Origin of the sequence: Uliginosibacterium silvisoli, assembly GCF_036017035.1 — a bacterium.
GTDB lineage: Bacteria > Pseudomonadota > Gammaproteobacteria > Burkholderiales > Rhodocyclaceae > Viridibacterium > Viridibacterium silvisoli.
In genome coordinates this window covers 132,088-151,581 of sequence record NZ_JAYXHS010000002.1, presented here as the reverse complement: position 1 = coordinate 151,581, position 19,494 = coordinate 132,088, and the positions used below count along the sequence as shown (strand labels likewise).

The window sequence follows — 19,494 nt, the reverse complement described above, 5'->3', positions numbered from 1 at the left end:
TGCGCGGCCATGCATGGCACGCGCCAAACGCTCAGTGTGTACGTCGAACATGACCGAAATATTTCAGTCGCGTGACAAGCTGCAATCCAGCGCCTTCAACGAGTCAGCGTACGCACGCCCTGCGCCGTAGCCAGCAGCAGTACGTCTGCCGGGCGCTGCGCAAAGATGCCGTTGGTGACGACACCCACGATGCTGTTAACTTGCGCCTCGAACGCTTCCGGATCGCTGATCTGCAATCCGGCGACATCGATGATGCAGTTGCCGTTATCGGTGATCACGCCAGCACGCAGCTTCGGCGTGCCGCCAAGCGCCGTCAGCGCGCGCGTCACCTGGGCCGTGGCCATCGGAATCACCTCGACCGGCAGCGGGAACTTGCCCAGCGTCTTCACAAGCTTGCTCTCGTCGCAGATACACACGAACTGCCGCGCCACGGCAGCAACGATCTTCTCGCGTGTCAGCGCCGCGCCACCGCCCTTGATCATGCACAGGCGATTGTCGATTTCGTCGGCGCCATCGACATAGACGGACAGCTCCGTCAGGTCATTCAGGTCGAACAGCTCGATGCCATGCGCGCGCAGACGCGCAGCGCTCGCCTCCGAGCTGGCCACCGCGCCGCGAATGCGGTCGCGCATCTGCGCCAGACCGTCTATGAAGAAATTGGCGGTCGAGCCCGTGCCAACACCAATCACCTGCCCCTCCGGCACGTAGGCCAGTGCCGCATTGGCAACGGAGCGTTTCAGATCATCCTGATTCATGAGCCATCCACATTAAAACCATGCAATGCTGGCATTGTAGTGGAACCCACCACGCCGGGCCGCACCCGCGCCGGCCACTTGCTTCATCAGGGAGAGGAAAATGAGTCTATTCGGTCAGTTGGCAGAACAAGCCCTCGGCGCACTGGCAGGCAGCAGCGCGCAGAACGGCCAGAACCCCTTGATCCAGATTGCGGGCAGTCTGCTGCAACAACAAGGCGGAATTACCGGGTTGCTTGAGAAATTCAACTCCGCCGGCCTCGGCGAACAGATGTCCTCCTGGATCAGCACCGGCGACAACCTGCCGGTCGATGGCGCACAGATCAGCGACGCGCTCGGCCACGGCACCATCGCCGACATCGCCGGCAAACTCGGCCTGCCCGCCGACCAGATCTCCGGCGGCCTCGCCCAGATGCTGCCGCAGCTCATCGACAAGATGACACCTGACGGCTCCACCGGCGGCTCAAACGACTTGCTCGAACAAGGCCTCGGCGCACTGGGCGCCCTGTTCAATCAGCCGAGAGCCTAGAAGCCCCAACAAAACAAAAGGCGCGGACAAGTCCGCGCCTTTTGCTTTTGAATCCCCTACAACCAGACCCAAAAACGAGTCCCGGGTGGAGCGAGCGGGATGCCGGGCAAGGCGGCTCGCGCAGAGCAGTGCTCAAGCAAGGCGAGCGAGCCAACGCAGCCCGGCACCCGCGCAGCCCCCTCGCCGCGCGTTCGGATTATCTTTCGAGGGCCAGGGCTACTCCCATGCCACCGCCGATGCACAGGGACGCAAAGCCCTTCTTCTTGTCCGAACGCTGCATCTCATGAATCAGGCTCACCAGAATGCGGCAACCCGATGCACCGATCGGGTGACCCAATGCAATCGCGCCACCATTCAGGTTGATCTTGCTCGTATCCCATTCCATCTCTTTATTGACGGCGATGGCCTGGGCTGCAAAAGCCTCGTTGATTTCCATCACGTCCGGCGTGTCGATCGTCCAGCCAGCCTTCTGCAAGGCACGACGTGAGGCCGGTGCCGGGCCGATGCCCATGATGGACGGATCGACACCAGCGGTCGCGTAGGAAGCGATCACGGCGAGGATAGGCAGGCCCAGCGCACGCGCCTTCGACTCGCTCATCACCATCACTGCGGCGGCGCCATCGTTGATGCCCGACGCGTTCCCAGCCGTCACGGTGCCGGCCTTGTCGAAGGCTGGCTTCAGGCCGGCAAGCGATTCAGCGGTCGTGCCGTACTTGATGTATTCGTCGGCGTCGAAAGTGATGTCGCCCTTTTTGTTCGGGATGATGACCGGGACGATTTCGTCCTTGAACTTGCCGGCCTTCTGCGCGGCTTCCGCCTTCTGTTGCGACAGGGCCGCGAACGCATCCTGCTCTTCGCGCGAGATGCTGTACTTCTTGGCCAGGTTCTCGGCCGTCACGCCCATGTGGTACTGGTTGTACACATCCCACAGGCCGTCATTGACCATCGTGTCGATCAGCTTGGCGTCGCCCATGCGGAAGCCGTCGCGCGAGCCATTGAGCACGTGCGGGCTGGCCGACATGTTCTCCTGGCCGCCAGCGATCACGATTTCCGCGTCGCCACTCTTGATGGCCTGTGCCGCCAGCATCACGGCGCGCAGACCCGAGCCACAGACCATATTGATGGTCATGCCCGGCACCGCATCTGGCAGGCCGGCACGGATCACGGCCTGGCGTGCGGGATTCTGACCCACGCCCGCTGTCAGCACCTGGCCGAGCAGCACGTCGCTGATCTGATCGCCCGCCACCCCGGTCTTGGCCAGCAGGCCCTTGATGACAGTGGCACCAAGCTCGGCAGCAGAGACCTTGGCGAGCGCGCCGCCAAACTTGCCCACCGCAGTACGCGCGGCTGCAACGATGACGATTTTTTCCATGACTGACTCCTTGTGAATTCGAGAAGGGGGTGGCTGCTATCTATCCGCGGCTAACACGAAACGACATCAAATGTGTTGCGTAGCAGCATGCATGAGTGATCTTAACCTTTCCCGGAGCGGCTGGGGATAGGTGCGTGCCATGCCTTGCTCTTCAATTGAGGACTGCTGCGCGCTTCTCAAGGCGCGAATCTTCATCTGCTCGCCTTCTGCACGTCACGCCCCTGCAATAAAGCCTGCCGACAATGCCGCCCATGCCTCGCGTACGGACAGTATTCCTTTCGGATATCCATCTCGGCACCCGCGCCTGTCAGGCCGACCGACTCCTGGATTTTCTCCGCGAACATCCAGCCGACAATCTTTTCCTGCTCGGCGACATCGTCGACTTCTGGGCCATGAAGCGCTCCATTCACTGGAGCCGCGCACAGAACACCGTCGTGCAGAAACTGCTGCGCCGTGCGCGTCATGGCGAACGCATCATGTTCATTCCCGGTAATCACGACGAGGCGCTACGCAACTACTGCGGCACCAGTTTCGGCGACATTCGCGTGGAGCGTGAATGGGTGCACGAGATGGCCGATGGCAAGCGCTTCCTTCTCGTGCATGGCGACGAATACGATCAGGTCACGCGTCACCACAGATGGGTTGCTGTGCTGGGAGACGTCTCCTACAACCTTCTCGTGCGCATCAACATCTGGCTATCGTGGATGCGTCGCCAGCTTGGCGTGTCTGGCTACTGGTCACTTGCCGGTTATGCCAAGCGCAAGATCAAGACTGCGCTGCAGTTCATCTTCGATTTCGAGGAAAGCGTCATGCACGACGCACGTGCGCGCGGGCTGGATGGTGTCATCTGCGGTCACATCCACTGGGCAGCCATCCGCGACATGAACGGGCTCACCTACGTCAATTGCGGCGACTGGGTCGATAGCTGCACAGGCATCGTCGAACACCTGGATGGGCGTCTCGAACTGGTGAACTGGACGGCTAGCGCCGCCTCCCTCGAATACAACGACAGCGATGAAGCTGAAGCGCCTATCGGCGATGGCAAAGCGCTCGCAGGAGAGATGTGAAATGCGTGTGCTGATGATCTCCGATGTCTACTTCCCGCGCATCAACGGCGTATCGACCGCCATCCAGACTTACCGGCAGCAGCTCGACGCCCAGGGCATCGACAGCATCCTGATCGCGCCACGCTACGACGGCGATACCGCCGGCAAGGCGGAAGGCGGCCCGGAAGATCCACGCGTCAAGCGCTTGCGCTCATGGAGTGTGCCGCTGGACCGCGAGGACCGCTTCGTGCCACCGGGCGATTTCAAGCGCGCCGCCATGGAAGCCGCCAGGACCTGCGACCTGATCCATATCCAGACGCCCTTCTCTGCACACATGGCTGGCGTTGCCGTGGCACGCGCAACCGGCCGCCCGGTCGTGTCGAGCTATCACACCCTGTTCGAGGAATACCTGCATCACTACGCACCGGGCATTCCTGCTGGTTGGTTGCGCGGCCTGGCACGCATGATCTCGCGCAAACAATGCAATGCGCTGGACGCCATCATCGTCCCCTCCTCGCCGATGGCTGAGCGCTTGCATGCTTATGGCATCGCGCGACCGATGCACGTACTTCCGACGGGTATTCCGTTGAGTCGTTTCGGCAGTGGCGACCGCGCCCGCTTTCGCGCGCATTACCAGATCGACGAAGACCGGCCGGTCGCCCTCTTCGTCGGCCGTGCGGCACACGAGAAGAACATCGACTTTCTCATCGACGCCCTGCGCCACGCCCTGCGTGACTGCCCGCGCCTGCTGCTGTTGATTGCCGGCGAAGGTCCGGCGCTTGAACACTTGCGTGATCGTGTACACGCCGAACAACTGGTCGACTCGGTGCGCTTCGTCGGCTACCTCGATCGCGCCACCGAGCTGCCCGATTGCTACGCCGCGGCCGACGTATTCGTCTTCGCCTCGCGCACCGAAACACAAGGGCTGGTGCTGCTCGAAGCCATGGCCGCCGGCTTGCCCGTTGTCGCACTCGCCGAGATGGGCACCTGCGACATTCTCACGCCGGCCTCGGGAGCAGTCGTTCCGGCCGACGACGTACAAGCTTTTGCCGCCGCGCTCAGTCGTGTCGCGAGTAGTCCGGAGCTGCGCGCGCGCATGCGCGAGCAGGGCCTCGCCTGGGCGGCCGAATGGTCCGATGTTGCACTTACCGCGAAACTGACAGCGCTGTATCGTTCGCTTCTTTCACACAGCACTGCCACGGAGAATTCATGGAAAGCCCCTTCAAAGGCAAGACCGGTCTGACACGACTATGGAATGCCTTGCATTACTCGCTTGCCGGACTGAAAGACGCTTACAGACTCGAAGACGCATTCAGACAGGAAGTGCTGCTCGCGGTCATTCTCATCCCGGCCGCGATCTTCATACCTGTTTCGGGTATCGCGCACGCGCTGATGATAGGCAGTGTACTGCTGGTGCTGATCGTGGAGCTGCTGAACTCGGCCATCGAGGCAACGGTGGATCGCGTCGGGCTGGAGAAACACCTGCTGTCGAAACGAGCGAAAGATATCGGCAGTGCGGCCGTGCTGGTCGCCCTGCTCAACGTCGTGGCGGTATGGAGCTGCGTGCTCGTAGAGCGATTCGCATAGGAGAGTTGATGTGACATCCGACCTGCCGCAAACCCCTCTTTTAGGCACACTGCGCGTTGCACTTGTCACCGAAACCTGGCCACCAGAAATGAATGGTGTCGCCATGACAGTGTCACGCCTCGTGGAGGGCCTGCGGCAGCGTGGTCATCATGTCGACGTGGTCCGGCCGCGCCAGAAGAGCGATGCCACGCAATCCACATCCGATGTGCTGGTGCGCGGCCTGCCCCTGCCCGGCTACAGCGGCCTGCAGTTCGGTCTCACGGCCAATCGTCAGCTGCGCAAGCTGTGGCAAGGCACCCGCCCGGACGTCGTGCACATCGTGACGGAGGGCCCGCTCGGCTGGTCGGCGTTGTGGCAAGCGAACGCCCTGAAGCTGCCTGTCACGTCGAGCTATCACACGCACTTCGACGGCTACAGCAAGCACTACAACGCCGGCTTCATCAAGCCCATCGTCAGCGGCTTCCTGCAGCGCTTTCATCGCCGCACACTGAGCACCATGGCGCCGACGCGCGTCATCGTCGACAGCCTGACCCAAGCCAGGGTCCCCGGTGCGCGCGTGCTGGGCCGCGGTGTCGACACCGTACTGTTCGACCCCGCCAGGCGGAGCAGCGAACTGCGCGCCGCATGGGGTGCGTCGGATGACAGTCTCGTCGTCACCAATGTCGGTCGTCTGGCAGCGGAGAAGAATCTCAAACTGGCAGCACGCGCTTTCGAAGCCATCCGCGCGGCTCATCCTTCTGCGCGCATGGTCTGGGTCGGCGACGGTCCCTCGCGTGCCGCACTGGAGCGCAGCTTTCCGGAGCACGTATTCAGCGGTGCCAAGCGTGGCGAAGAGCTGGCCGCGCATTACGCCAGCGCCGACATCTTCCTGTTCCCGAGCCTGACCGAGACTTATGGCAATGTGGTGCCGGAAGCCATGGCCAGCGGCCTGGGCGTCGTGGCCTACAGGGACGCTGCGGCGGCCGAGCTGATCCGCGATCGCGAACAGGGGCTGACCGTAAACGCGGGAGACGAAGACGCATTCATGGCCGCAGCCTGCCGCATGGCCGATGACAGCAAGCTGCTGGCGCAATGCCGCCACGCTGCGCGCTCGCGCGTCGAACCCATTACCTGGGCTGCCGTCGTTGCGGAATTCGAGAGCATCCTGCGTGCGGCGGCTAACGACGAGTTGTCTGCATCCATTCCGCCGGGCATCCAACCGGCGCTGACCTGAACGCGTCGTCGCAAAAAAAAGGGCTGCCCGCGGGCAGCCTTTTTCGTTTCACGCCGAGTTGCACACCGAAACGGATTACTTTTTCTTCATCGGCGGCAGGTCGGTGCAATGACCTTCGTACACTTCGGCCGCCATGCCGATGGACTCACCCAGAGTTGGGTGCGGATGGATCGTCTTGCCGATGTCGGTCGCGTCGCAACCCATCTCGATCGCCAGTGCCACTTCACCGATCATGTCACCGGCATTCGGGCCGACGATGGCACCGCCGATGATGCGATGCGTCTCTTCATCGAAAATCAGCTTGGTGAAACCGTACTCTGCGCCATTGGCAATCGCGCGGCCGGAAGCGGCCCACGGGAACTTGCCGACACCGAATTTGATGCCCTTGGCTTTCGCTTCAGCTTCGGTGACCCCAGCCCAAGCCACTTCCGGTTCGGTGTAGGCCACCGATGGAATCAACTTGGCATCGAAGAACGACTTCTCGCCGAACGCCGCCTCGGCAGCGACATGACCTTCATGCACGCCCTTGTGCGCCAGCATCGGCTGACCGACGATGTCGCCGATCGCGAAGATGTTCGGCACATTCGTGCGTTGCTGCTTGTCGACGTTGATGAAGCCGCGATCCGTCACGGCAACGCCGGCCTTGTCGGCGGCAATTTTCTTGCCGTTCGGGCTACGACCAACCGCCACGAGCACGAGGTCGTACTTCTGCTCTTCGGTAACACCACCCTCGGCTTCGAACTTGACGAGGATGCCGTCCTCACGCGCCGTCGCGCCAACCGTCTTGGTCTTGAGCATGATCTTGTCGAAGCGGTGCGCGTTCTGCTTCTCCCAGACCTTGACCAGATCCTTGTCGGCACCGGCCATGAGGCCATCCATCATTTCAACAACATCGATGCGTGCGCCGAGCGAGGAGTAAACCGTGGCCATTTCCAGACCGATGATGCCGCCACCGACGACCAGCATGCGCTTCGGAATCTGGCGCAGCTCGAGCGCACCCGTCGAATCGACAATGCGCGGATCTTCAGGGAAGAACGGCAACTTGATCGCTTGCGAGCCCGCCGCAATGATGGCCTTCTGGAACTTCACGACCTTCTTCTCGCCGGTGCGTGCCTGGCCAGTATCGCCGGTGGTCATCTCGACCTCGACGTGGTTGACATCGAGGAAGTTGCCGTAGCCGCGCACGACTTCGACCTTGCGCATCTTGGCCATGCCGTTGAGGCCAGTCGTGAGCTTGCCGACGACCTTTTCCTTGTGCTTGCGCAGCTGGTCGAGATCGACCTTCGGTGCTGCAAACGCCACGCCGACGTCGGAGAAGTGGGATGCCTCGTCCATCACGGCAGCCACATGCAGCAGCGCCTTCGACGGAATGCAACCAACATTCAGACACACGCCACCCAGCGTTGCGTAACGCTCGACCATCACGGTCTTCATGCCGAGGTCGGCCGCGCGGAACGCTGCGGAGTAGCCGCCAGGGCCGGCGCCGAGGACCAGCATGTCGCACTCGATGTCGACCTTGCCGCTATAGCTGCCCGCAACGGGTGCAGGCGCGGGTGCTGCAGCCGGTGCCGGAGCGGCTGTCGGGGCTGGAGCAGCGGCTGCAGGTGCGGGAGCAGGAGCAGCGGCCGCGCCGCTGGCTTCCAGCAACAACACCAGCGCGCCTTCGCTGAGCTTGTCGCCCACTTTGACTTTCACTTCTTTGACCACGCCAGCAGCCGGACTCGGCACGTCCATGGTGGCCTTGTCGGTCTCCAGGGTCAGCAGCGCGTCATCTGCCTTGATGGTGTCGCCTGCCTTGACGAAGACATCGATGACCGGCACATCCTTGAAATCGCCGATATCGGGGACTTTCACTTCAACGAGTTGGCTCATGGTTTTTCCTTGTTTTCACTCATTCGCGCCGTTGCCGGGCAACCGCGCGTCGATATTACGAACTCTCTTGCAGCACCACCGAATAGGCGTTGATCGGACCTGCCGACGAGGTATCGAACTCCATGCCGGCCCGCACGCCCACCTTCGCCACGTCCTCTGCCGACAGCTGCGAGTTGTACGCTGCGAACATTGCACCGAGTGCGAAGTTACGGCCCGAACCCGCCGACCAGAAGCGGTCGTAGGCAAACACCTCCCGGTACGAGTACACCCCGTAGATGCCACTGGCATTGGCGATCAGGCAGGTGATCTGCGATGACTCGTAGGGATCATCATCGTCTTCCTTCGGATTGAGGAAGGCGTGCTCCTTGAGGATCGGATGCAGACGGCGGAAGGTTTCATACACCTCCGCACGGCTGCGCAGATGCACGTCGCCGATCTCATGGAACGCACTCGCCAGCACGAGGTGATGCGCCGAGCTGCCACACACACCGATCCACGAATCCGCGAGACGCAGGATCTTGTCGTGATCGCGCTTGTACTCGGCAGGCAGTCGCGTATCACCGAAGGTCGTCAGACCATCGGCGGCAATCGCGACTGAACCGTTCTTGCGGACGACTGTGAGTGTGGTCATAAGTTCGAGTGAGGAGGGATGAGTCAGGAGAGAGGAGGAAAAACGGCCCGCTTTGGGGTGTACTCCTCACGCCTCCCTCATCCCCCTCTCCGCCTTACAGCAATACGCGACGGAAGTCGGTCAGCACGCTACCGAAGTACGCGTTGAAGCGTGCCGCAGCGGCGCCGTCGATGACGCGGTGATCCCACGACAACGACAGCGGCAGCATCAGGCGCGGCACGAATTGCTTGCCGTCCCACACTGGCTTGGTCGCCGACTTGCAGACGCCCATGATGGCCACTTCAGGCGCATTGATGATCGGGGTGAAGTACGTGCCGCCGATACCACCGAGCGAGCTGATGGAGAAGCAGCCACCCTGCATCTGGTCTGGCTTCAGCTTGCCATCGCGCGCGAGCTTGGCGAGGTCGCCCATTTCCTTGGCAATCTCGATCACGCCCTTCTTGTCGGCGTCACGAATCACCGGCACGACCAAACCGTTCGGCGTGTCTGCCGCGAAACCGATGTGGTAGTACTGCTTGAGGATGATGTTCTCGCCATCCAGCGAAGCGTTGAAGCCAGGGAACTGCTTCAGCGTCGCGACTGCGGCCTTGATCATGAAGGCCAGCATGGTGAGCTTGGCGCCGGTCTTTTCCAGCTCCTTGTTCATCTGCACGCGGAAGGCTTCGAGGTCGGTGATATCGCATTCGTCATGGTTGGTGACGTGCGGGATCACAACCCAGTTGCGATGCAGGTTGGCACCGCTGATCTTGGCGATGCGCGACAGTGGCTTCGACTCGACCGGACCGAACTTGGTGAAGTCGACCTTCGGCCATGGCAGCACGGTGAGGCCACCGAGATTGCCACCGGCAGGCGTGCCGGCTGGAGTCTGTTGCAGGCCGCCGGAAGCGACTTGCGCCATGACGCCCTTGACGAAGTTCTGCACGTCTTCCTGCAGGATGCGGCCCTTCGGACCGGAACCCGGCACGAGCGCGACATCGACACCCAGCTCGCGCGCGAAACGACGCACGGACGGGCTGGCGTGTGCCTTGCCGGCAGGCGCCGTTGCCACCGGAGCAGGAGCACTGACAGCGGATGGCGCAGGGGCCGCAACCGGAGCTGCCGCTGCAGGGGCTACGGCCGGTGCTGGAGCAGGAGCCGGTGCTGCAGCTTGCGCGGCAGGCGCGGCGCCAGCTGCTTCGACGACGACGACAACTGCGCCTTCGCCGACGCGATCGCCTACCTTGACCTTGATTTCCTTGACCACACCACCCGTCGACGCGGGCACTTCCATGGTGGCCTTGTCGGATTCCAGTGCAACGAGCGGCGCGTCGGCGGCGATGGTGTCGCCGACCTTCACGAACACCTCGATGACAGGGACATCCTTGAAGTCGCCGATGTCCGGCACCTTCAGTTCAACCAGACCGACAGGGCCGGCTGCAGGCGCTGGCGCTGCCACGGGAGCAGGCGCCGGAGCCGGTGCGGCTGCGGGCGCAGGGGCTGGCGCCGCTGCAGCTGGAGCCGGTGCAGGCGCCGCGGCGGCAGCCCCGGCGGCTTCCAGCAACAGGACCAGCGCACCTTCGCTGAGCTTGTCGCCCACTTTCACTTTCACTTCCTTGACCACGCCGGCAGCCGGGCTCGGCACATCCATGGTCGCCTTGTCCGTTTCCAGTGTCAGCAGCGCATCGTCTGCCTTGATGGTGTCGCCTGCCTTGACGAAGACGTCGATGACCGGCACGTCCTTGAAATCGCCGATGTCCGGCACTTTCACTTCGATGAGTTGGCTCATTTGTTATTCCTAGTGAGGAGTCAGGAGTCAGGAGCGAGGAGTTGAAGTTTCCGGTCGGCTACGCCGAGCGTACTCCTCACTCCTCTCTCATCACTCATCACACAGTCATTGGATTCGGCTTGTTTGGATCGAGCTCGTACTTGACGAGCGCGGCAGCCACTTTCTCGCGATCGACCTTGCCTTCTTCTGCAAGGGCCGACAATGCCGCGACGACGACCCAGCGACGATCGACTTCGAAGTGGTTACGCAGCGCTTCACGCGTATCCGAGCGACCGAAACCATCGGTACCGAGCACGACGTACTTGTTCGGCACGAACGGACGAATCTGTTCGGCATACAGGCGGATGTAGTCGGTTGCAACGATGACCGGACCTTGCGAGCCCTTGAACTTGGCTTCGACGTGCGACACGCGCTTCTCTTCGAGCGGGTGCAGCATGTTCCAGCGTTGCGTGGCCTGACCGTCACGTGCCAGCTCGTTGAAGCTCGGTGCGCCCCAGATGTCAGCCTCGACGCCCCAGTCCTTCTTCAGCAGATCGGCTGCCGCGATGACTTCGCGGAAGATCGTGCCGGAGCCGACGAGTTGCACGCGCGGGCCCTTCGACTTGGCGCCATCCTTGAGCTTGTAGAGACCCTTGATGATGTCGGCTTCTGCGCCGGCAGGCATCTCTGGGTGCTCGTAGTTCTCGTTCATGACGGTGATGTAGTAATACACATCTTCCTGTTCCGCATACATGCGGCGCAGGCCGTCCTGGAAGATCACGGCCGCTTCGAAGGAGAAGGTCGGATCGTACGAGACGCAGTTCGGAATCGTGTGCGCCAGAACGTGCGAGTGACCGTCTTCGTGCTGCAGGCCTTCGCCGTTCAGCGTCGTACGGCCAGCCGTGCCGCCGATCAGGAAGCCGCGGGCGCGCGAGTCGCCAGCCGCCCAGCACAGGTCCATCGTGCGTTGCAGGCCGAACATCGAGTAGAAGATGTAGAACGGGATCATCGGCACGCCGTGCACCGAGTAGCTCGTTGCAGCAGCGATCCAGTCAGCCATGGCGCCGGCTTCGTTGATACCGTCCTGCATGATCTGGCCGTCGACCGTTTCCTTGTAGAACATGAGCTGGTCATGGTCTTGCGGGACGTATTGCTGGCCTTGCTGGTTCCAGATGCCGTACTGGCGGAACATGCCTTCCATACCGAAGGTGCGCGACTCATCGACAACGATAGGCACGACGTGCTTGCCGACGTTCTTGTCCTTCAACAGGATGTTGAACATGCGCACGATGGCCATGGTGGTCGAGAATTCGCGGCCTTCGCCGGAAGCCTTCAGCAACGCATCGAATGCGCTCAGTGCCGGCACTTGCAGGTCGTCGCTCTTGGTACGGCGCGACGGCAGGTAGCCGCCGAGATCCATGCGACGCTTGCGCATGTATTCGAGTTCCGGCGAGCCTTCTTCGAACTTGATGAAAGGCATCTCGGCGAGCTTGTCGTCGGCAACCGGAATCGAGAAGCGGTCACGCATGGACTTGAGCGCGTCCTGCGACATCTTCTTCGCCTGGTGGCTGATGTTCTGCGCTTCGCCCGACTCGCCCATGCCGAAGCCCTTGATGGTCTTCGCCAGGATCAGTGTCGGTTGGCCGGTGTGTTCCGTCGCAGCCTTGTATGCCGAATAGATCTTGAACATGTCATGGCCGCCGCGGTTGAGGCGCCAGATGTCCTCGTCCGTGTAGTCGGCAACAAGCGCCTGCAGTTCAGGCGTGTTGAAGAAGTTGGCTCGAACGTAAGCACCGTCCTTGGCCTTGAAGGTCTGGTAGTCACCGTCGACCAGTTCAAGCATGCGACGCTTGATGAGGCCTTGCGGGTCGCGTGCGAACAGCGCGTCCCAATGCGTGCCCCAGATCAGCTTGATGACGTTCCAACCGGCACCGCGGAACTCGGATTCGAGCTCCTGGATAATCTTGCCGTTGCCGCGCACCGGACCGTCGAGGCGCTGCAGATTACAGTTGATGACGAACACGAGATTGTCGAGCTTCTCGCGACCGCCCACGCCGATCGCGCCGCGCGATTCGACTTCGTCCATTTCGCCGTCGCCCATGAAGGCCCAGACCTTGCGGTTGTCGGTCTTGGCGAGGCCACGCGCCTGCAGGTACTTCATGAAGCGTGCTTGATAGATGGCTTGCAGTGGCGCCAGACCCATCGACACGGTCGGGAACTGCCAGAAGTCCGGCATCAACCATGGGTGTGGGTAAGACGACAAGCCCTTGCCGCCCGCTTCCTGACGGAAGTTCTCGAGCTGCTCTTCGGTCAGGCGACCGAGCATGAAGGCGCGTGCATACACGCCGGGAATCGAGTGGCCCTGGAAGAAAATCAGATCGCCGCCATGACCTTCATGTGCAGCATTCCAGAACCAGTTGAAGCCTACGTCATAGAGGGTCGCTGACGAAGCGTAGGAAGCAATGTGACCGCCGACGTTGGTGTGCTTGTTGGCACGCACCACCATGGCCATGGCGTTCCAGCGCAGGTACGCCTGGATACGCTCTTCGATGGCAGGGTCGCCCGGGTACTTGGGCTGCTGGTCGGACGGGATGGTATTGAGATAGGCCGTAGTGGCGCTATATGGCAGATCAATGCCGTCTTCGCGCGCAGCTTCAATGAGTCGCTCGATCAGGTAGTGCGCCCGGTCGGGGCCTTCCTGAGCGATTACTGCATTCAGTGCTTCCAGCCATTCCTGTGTCTCGCGCGCGTCCGGGTCGGACTGCAGGAGCACGTGGGGCATTTCTGCCATCTTGCTTCTCCTCTTATGGGCGTTGATCAAACCGCTCCGATGGGGGTATCACGAGCGGTTTGCTGTTGTCGTCGGCCGCGGGTCGCGCGAACCGGACAGGGGCACTACCAGATGGTGCGTGCCGCATCGATCAGATCGATCCGACACCCACTGAACTGCGAATTCTTCTCGTCCGGACACACGCATTCGGCTGCGGAGGGTTTTGCGCCACTCGTCAGCCGAATTTGATGACATCCGTCAAAGCCAATGCTCACCGGCACAAACCGGCGATTTCACAATATAAAACACGCCCTCACGCTGTGCAACAAAAAAGCGCCTATGAACGGATCAAGTATTCTGATCTTTTCTTTTACAAAACAATATGTTGCAGCGCAACAAGCCTCCGCGGAGCGTATTCCGGATTATCCTCGTTCATGGCAAATCGCGCTTGAACGGGCACCGCAAACGCGCCCGCAAAATCCCGCGAAACCGCGCCCTTGTTGTATCGTGAGGGTTTGACCCAATGCCGCCCGCGCAGATGCAGCACAGACAATCAACTACCGTCGAAAGTCTGTCCCCCATGGATCCGCACGCATCAGCGTCATCACGTGAAGCCCGCGCGCCATCCTTCGCGTTGGTAATCATCGGTATCGCCACCCTCATCGGCCTCATCTGGATCGCCAACCGCTCCATTGGCAACCCGACCGAGACCAGCGTCGACGCACTCTCCACCCTTCTCATCGTGGCCCTGCTCGCCGTCGCCTGCTGGAGCTTGTGGACGGCGCGCGAGCAGCACCAGCGCATCGAGATCATTGCCGGCGAACGCGACCAGATTTTCGCCCTGTCGCTCGACCTCTTGTGCGTGCTCGGCATGGACGGCAGCGTCAAGCGCGCCAATCCCGCCTTCCTGAACGTACTCGGGCAACGCCCCGACCACCTGCCAGAGAAGACGATCACAGACCTGATCCACCCGGACGACACGCCCATCGTTCTGGCCGCACTCGCCAGCCTGGCCGAAGGCAAGACCAGCAACTTCGAAGTGCGCTGCCGCTGCGGCGACGGCAGCTTCAAATGGCTGTCGTGGAGTGCCAACCCCGTGCAGGACGACCGCCTGGTTTTTGCCGTAGCCCATGATGTGTCGGACCGCCGCGCCACTGAGGACGCGCTGCGCGCCGAGACAGCCTTCCGCAAAGCCATGGAAGAATCCGTATCGACCGGCCTGCGCGCCATCGACCTGCGCGGCCGCACGATTTACGTCAATCATGCGTTTTGCGAGATCACCGGCCGCACGCCCGAAGAGCTGGTCGGCTCCGAACCGCCCTTCTCCTACTGGCCGGAGAATGAACACGCCGCCAACTGGCACAACCTCGCGCTGTGCCTGTCCGGCAAAGCGCCGAAGGAAGGCTTCGACGTGCGCATCCAGCGCCCGGACGGCAGCACGCTGGACGTGCGCCTGCATGAATCCCCGCTCGTCGACGCCAACGGCGTGCAGACAGGCTGGATGTCCGCATTGACCGACATCACCGAATCACGACGCGTCCGTGGCGACCTCGAAGCCGCTTACGAACGCTTCACGGCCGTGTTGGATGGTCTCGATGCAGCGGTTTACGTGGTCGACGCAGCCGACGACGAAGTGCTGTACGCCAACCGCGCCTTCCTGCGCCGCGACGGCAGCAGCGCCCTCGTCGGCCACGACGGCCTCGCCATCCCGCGCCCCGAACTGGGCGACTATCTTGTCGATCCACGCAACCTCGACCCGGCGCAGTTACCACGCGAACTGTTCGACGGCGAGTTGCAGCACCCCATCACCGGCCACTGGTTCCACCTGCGCGAGCGCGCCACGCTGTGGGTCGATGGCCGTGTCGTCCGCCTCGCAGTCGCCACCGACATCTCCGAGCTGAAGCACGTCGAAGAGCTCAATCGCGAACAGGAAGCACGCCTGGCACGCACCTCACGCCTGATCACCATGGGTGAAATGGCCTCGACCCTGGCCCACGAACTGAACCAACCCCTGTCAGCCATTGCCAATTACGCCAAGGGTTGTGTAAACCGCCTGCAAAGCGGCAGCTACAAACACGAAGACATTCTCAACGCCATGGAGAAGGCCAATGCGCAGGCCGCACGCGCCGGCCACATCGTGCGTCGGGTGCGCGACTTCGTGCGCAAGAGCGAACCGAAGCGCAACGACGTTGCCCTGACGGATATTGCCGAAGATGCGCTGGGCATTGCTGAAATCGAAGCACAACGCCTGGGGGTCAAGATCGAATCGCATATTGCGCCCGGCCTGCCCAGCGTCTATGCGGACCGCATCATGATCGAGCAGGTCCTGCTCAACCTCGTCAAGAATGCGGCAGAGGCGGAAATCGGCCAACCTCCGGAGCGCCGTATCGTCGTCGTCGCCGCACGCCTGCTCGACGACCAGATCGAAGTCTCCGTCACCGACCTCGGTCACGGCATCGGCGAAGCAGACCGCGAACGCCTGTTCTCCGCCTTCTTCAGCACCAAGGCCGAGGGCATGGGCATGGGCCTCAACATCTGCCGCTCCATCATCGAATTTCACAATGGCCGCTTGTGGGTCGACCCAAACCCCGCCGGTGGGAGTATCTTCAAATTCACCTTGCCTCTGGAGAACAGCCTTGAGCCTCAATCCGTCACCGTCTCCTGAAAGCCAGTCCGCCGACCAACTCGTGCACATCATCGATGATGACGATGCGCTGCGCGACTCGCTCGTCTGGCTACTCGAATCCACCGGCCTCAAGGTCGCCTCCTATCCCTCGGCAGAAGCCTTCCTCGAAGTGTGGACGCCCACGCTGCGTGGCTGCCTGATTCTCGACATCCGCATGCCAGGCATGAGCGGGCTCGAACTGCACGAGAAACTCAACAGCCAGCACTCCACCCTGCCGGTGATCTTCATCACAGGCCACGGCGACGTCCCGATGGCCGTCACGGCGCTCAAGAAAGGCGCTTTCGACTTCATCGAAAAGCCCTTCCATGACCAAGACATGCTCAACCTCATCGAGCAATGCCTGGCGCGCGACCGCAGCCAGCACCAGCACCGCCGCCAGGGCGCGGACGCACTACGTCATATCGAGCAGCTCACACCACGTGAGCGCGAGGTACTGGAACTGATCGTCGCCGGCCGCCTCAACAAGCAGATCGCCGACGAACTGGGCATCTCCATCAAGACCGTCGAAGTGCACCGCGCCCGCGTCATGGAAAAGATGGAAGCCGACTCCCTTGCAGAGTTGGTGCAAAGCGTCTTGCACGCCAAGGGCGAAGTCGCGAGCAACTGAAGACGCCCGAAAGTCCGGGGTAAATCGCCCGTTAGTCACGCTTGTCGATCTTTCGGCAGAGTGACAAGATCGCGCCTGCATCAAAGCCGCATGTGGCCTCACTCCACCGGTGGCTGCTGAATCGCAGCGATGCGGCTATCACACATGCCGCCTTCGAGACTTTTCTGCACATTCCAGAATGTTTCACGTCAGACACTCTATGAGCACAACCTGTGACTAGACGCATGCTCCTTGGCGAAGCAATAGCGGTGGCAGCCTTCTATTGCAGGCGTTCACTGCACTCTCATCTTGTTTGGCTGAGCATTCTTTTGTTCGCAGCACCCCATATTTGCTCAGCAACACAAGCTGCCGTACCGGCTCAACCAACGGCAGAACAACTTGCTGCCGAAGTAAGCATCCAACGGCAATTCGCCACAAATACCTATCTGGCTGATCTGCGGCGCGCGGAGAGAGTGACTTATTCCGTTGCAAATGCAGGGGCACCTTACTGTACCGAACGACGAAAATACAGTTTGGGCATTCCGCCTTTTGTGATCGAAAGCCTCCCCAAAGACTTGAGAGCCGGCTTTGTTGAAGGTGAATCAAACCTCATAAGCGAGCCGAGATTTCTGAATGTTGCCTTGAATAGCCCTGCGATGAAGGCGGGGGTTCGTCCAGGAGACACCCTGCTTCAGATGATCGATCAGGCGACAGGTAAGCAAGTGTCGCCAACTTGGACACTGAATCGCCCATCATCAACACTCGTACAAAACGAACCCGTTGCGCTCGAGCTCCAGAGAGGCAACCAATCAGTTTCACTGAACGTACTTCCTCAGCAGATTTGCGATGTACAACTTCAACTGTTGCGTACAAGCAATCTCGTGATCCGTGTTGAGGCTGGAAAGGTAAGCTTGAGCCAAGGCCTACTCCGGTTCGTAGCCAACGACGACGAGCTCGCATATCTGATTGCCAACGAACTCATGCATGATCAGCGTCATGCGGCGCGAGCTCTCAAAATGACAACGGCCAACAGCAAACACCACCCACCGGCCACATCCACGGAGGAGCGAGAAGCCGACTATCTTGGAGGCTATGTAGTCGCAGCCGCTGAGTTCGATATTGCCCGAGCCATGCTTGTTTGGAGGCGCGTAGCAAGTGCTCCGCCCGATCAGGGAAAAGATAGCCTAGTCGCGCGCCACCCGCTCCCACCATCTCGTGGAGCCAGCTTGCAGGCAGTGAGCGCGGAAATCCGCCAAAAAGTACAAATCGGCGCACGATTGCTTCCGGACCGGCATCTCGCATTCTCAGGGGGAGATTTCCGCACAAATACGTCGAGCATGGAAAGCGACAAAGAGAGTAGCCGCGTCAGCGCAGAGGATCCTCGATTGCGAGTACTGACCAACATCCCTTTCATCGACAACGAAGGGATTGCCGGGTACCAACGCTTTCTTGACTCCCCTCTCCGCCCAAGGGCATTCGCTATCGGCCCTAGCAAGACGTCGTGGCACGGAGCTTGGTCATTCCGATTTGGCACAAATGCGGCGGCTGACGCTCTTTCCCACTGCGCGACATTTGCGCGCGGCCCCTGCTATTTGTACGCGGTCAATGACAAAGTCGTGTGGAATCCAGAAACAGCGTTTGAGCAACCGCAAACCAATAGTAATCGCACTAAAGGCTCTCAGACCGCACAACCCAAAGGCTCGGGGTTTGCGGGCATAGGTGATTTGACAGCCATCCCTTTGTCTGCCGCGGAATTACCCAAATACAAGGCCTTTCTGGAGAAGCCTTCGCCGCGTGCATTCGTGATCACACAAGGAGGGTTGGGCTTTTATTGGATCGGCCCCGCTGCGATGCACGATGCCTTGGCTCATTGCGCCCGACTCGATACACCTTGCTGGCTATATGCAGTTAACGATGAGGTCGTCTGGAACAAGGACATAGCCAAACGAATTTCTCGAGTCAATCAGCTGCCGGCGCAGAACGCAGAGTCTGATTTTCTCGAAAACTGAGTCGCTCATACTGCCAAGAAATTTGAAGAGATAACCCGGTAAAAAGATACGCATCTCTGGATGACGCAGCAAATCATTGTATGTAAAGTGAATACGCAGTATGGTCGCTAGTGGGTAGTGTCCGTTGTTGTTTCTTATGGGGGAAAGCGATGAAAAAGAATGTTGAGATGGGTGGGTCCGAAGAAGCAGCAGGTGATCAGTCGACAAATTGGTCCCTTGCGCTGCACATCCGCGGTGTTCGTCGCAGTCAGCTGATGAAAGGAAAGTCTGGCGCGCTTGCTGACGGCGGTGGCGGGGATGGTGGAGGGGATGGTGGAGGCGGCGATGGCGGCGGCGGTGATGGTGGAGGTGACGGCGGTGGAGACGGGGGCGGCGGTGATGGTGGTGATGGCGGCGGCGACAGCTGATCGCTCCACAGACGCGAAAAAGGCACGTTACGTGCCTTTTTTCTTTTCCGCATTGCCCTATTCGCAAGGGCAAACTGCTCTCAACGGTCCGGAAAATGAAACGCTTCAGCCGGATTTCGTGCAGAACCTGACCCCGGTCACGGCTCCTCACCGGTTGTAGGTGCGCCATTTGTGCTGGCAGCTACAATATGGCGGCAAAACGTCTGCGCGGTGAGCACCAAGTTCGCTCAGGAAGCCTGTACGCACCCAAAAACACAAAACAGGCCGCAAGCGCAGCAAGACAAGAGACT

At 60.9% G+C, this 19,494-nt stretch carries 15 protein-coding genes; 9 read left to right on the top strand and 6 right to left on the bottom strand.

The window, feature by feature from the left end:
* Positions 1-95: 95 nt before the first annotated feature.
* The gene (rpiA, locus tag VVD49_RS10280) at positions 96-755 is read right to left on the bottom strand and encodes a ribose-5-phosphate isomerase RpiA (RefSeq protein WP_327599089.1); all 660 of its coding nucleotides are present in this window, start codon (positions 753-755) and stop codon (positions 96-98) included.
* Positions 756-855: 100 nt separating this feature from the next.
* On the opposite strand from rpiA, the gene VVD49_RS10275 reads away from it, so the two are divergent.
* Positions 856-1,281, top strand: coding sequence for a YidB family protein (locus VVD49_RS10275; protein WP_327599088.1), 426 nt, complete (start codon positions 856-858; stop codon positions 1,279-1,281).
* 196 nt (positions 1,282-1,477) lie between these two features.
* Here VVD49_RS10275 and VVD49_RS10270 read toward each other — a convergent pair whose 3' ends face one another.
* Positions 1,478-2,653 (bottom strand): acetyl-CoA C-acetyltransferase, encoded by a 1,176-nt coding sequence (locus VVD49_RS10270; RefSeq protein ID WP_327599087.1) that lies wholly within the window; start codon positions 2,651-2,653, stop codon positions 1,478-1,480.
* Positions 2,654-2,904: 251 nt separating this feature from the next.
* On the opposite strand from VVD49_RS10270, the gene VVD49_RS10265 reads away from it, so the two are divergent.
* Genes VVD49_RS10265 through VVD49_RS10250 form a run of 4 tightly spaced genes read left to right on the top strand, consistent with a single transcriptional unit; the run spans position 2,905 to position 6,499 of the window.
* Positions 2,905-3,720, top strand: coding sequence for a UDP-2,3-diacylglucosamine diphosphatase (locus VVD49_RS10265; protein WP_327599086.1), 816 nt, complete (start codon positions 2,905-2,907; stop codon positions 3,718-3,720).
* A gap of 1 nt (position 3,721) precedes the next feature.
* The gene (locus VVD49_RS10260; protein ID WP_327599085.1) at positions 3,722-4,942 is read left to right on the top strand and encodes a glycosyltransferase; all 1,221 of its coding nucleotides are present in this window, start codon (positions 3,722-3,724) and stop codon (positions 4,940-4,942) included.
* Complete coding sequence (locus VVD49_RS10255) at positions 4,909-5,286, top strand: diacylglycerol kinase (protein WP_327599084.1); 378 nt, start codon at positions 4,909-4,911, stop codon at positions 5,284-5,286. The genes VVD49_RS10260 and VVD49_RS10255 overlap by 34 nt, the downstream gene beginning before the upstream one ends.
* A 10-nt stretch (positions 5,287-5,296) precedes the next feature.
* On the top strand, positions 5,297-6,499 hold the full coding sequence (locus tag VVD49_RS10250; protein ID WP_327599083.1) for a glycosyltransferase family 4 protein: 1,203 nt from the start codon (positions 5,297-5,299) through the stop codon (positions 6,497-6,499).
* Between the two features lie 75 nt (positions 6,500-6,574).
* Here the strand turns inward: VVD49_RS10250 and lpdA are convergent, their stop codons facing one another.
* The 4 genes from lpdA to aceE form a co-directional block, all read right to left on the bottom strand.
* Positions 6,575-8,371: a dihydrolipoyl dehydrogenase gene (gene lpdA / locus VVD49_RS10245; protein WP_327599082.1), complete on the bottom strand. Its 1,797-nt coding sequence runs from the start codon at positions 8,369-8,371 to the stop codon at positions 6,575-6,577.
* A gap of 55 nt (positions 8,372-8,426) precedes the next feature.
* Positions 8,427-9,002, bottom strand: coding sequence for a hypothetical protein (locus tag VVD49_RS10240; protein ID WP_327599081.1), 576 nt, complete (start codon positions 9,000-9,002; stop codon positions 8,427-8,429).
* Between the two features lie 94 nt (positions 9,003-9,096).
* Positions 9,097-10,767 (bottom strand): dihydrolipoyllysine-residue acetyltransferase, encoded by a 1,671-nt coding sequence (aceF, locus tag VVD49_RS10235; RefSeq protein ID WP_327599080.1) that lies wholly within the window; start codon positions 10,765-10,767, stop codon positions 9,097-9,099.
* A gap of 97 nt (positions 10,768-10,864) precedes the next feature.
* On the bottom strand, positions 10,865-13,537 hold the full coding sequence (gene aceE, locus VVD49_RS10230; protein WP_327599079.1) for a pyruvate dehydrogenase (acetyl-transferring), homodimeric type: 2,673 nt from the start codon (positions 13,535-13,537) through the stop codon (positions 10,865-10,867).
* Positions 13,538-14,096: 559 nt separating this feature from the next.
* Here aceE and VVD49_RS10225 point away from each other — a divergent pair.
* The 4 genes from VVD49_RS10225 to VVD49_RS10210 all read left to right on the top strand — a co-directional run bounded on the left by VVD49_RS10225 (position 14,097) and on the right by VVD49_RS10210 (position 19,364).
* Positions 14,097-16,181 (top strand): PAS domain-containing sensor histidine kinase, encoded by a 2,085-nt coding sequence (locus VVD49_RS10225; RefSeq protein WP_327599078.1) that lies wholly within the window; start codon positions 14,097-14,099, stop codon positions 16,179-16,181.
* On the top strand, positions 16,153-16,809 hold the full coding sequence (locus VVD49_RS10220) for a response regulator transcription factor (protein WP_327599077.1): 657 nt from the start codon (positions 16,153-16,155) through the stop codon (positions 16,807-16,809). Before VVD49_RS10225 ends, VVD49_RS10220 begins: the two co-directional genes overlap by 29 nt.
* A 224-nt stretch (positions 16,810-17,033) precedes the next feature.
* The gene (locus tag VVD49_RS10215) at positions 17,034-18,797 is read left to right on the top strand and encodes a M48 family metalloprotease (protein ID WP_327599076.1); all 1,764 of its coding nucleotides are present in this window, start codon (positions 17,034-17,036) and stop codon (positions 18,795-18,797) included.
* A 276-nt stretch (positions 18,798-19,073) separates the two neighbouring features.
* Positions 19,074-19,364, top strand: coding sequence for a hypothetical protein (locus VVD49_RS10210; protein ID WP_327599075.1), 291 nt, complete (start codon positions 19,074-19,076; stop codon positions 19,362-19,364).
* Positions 19,365-19,494 lie beyond the last annotated feature (130 nt).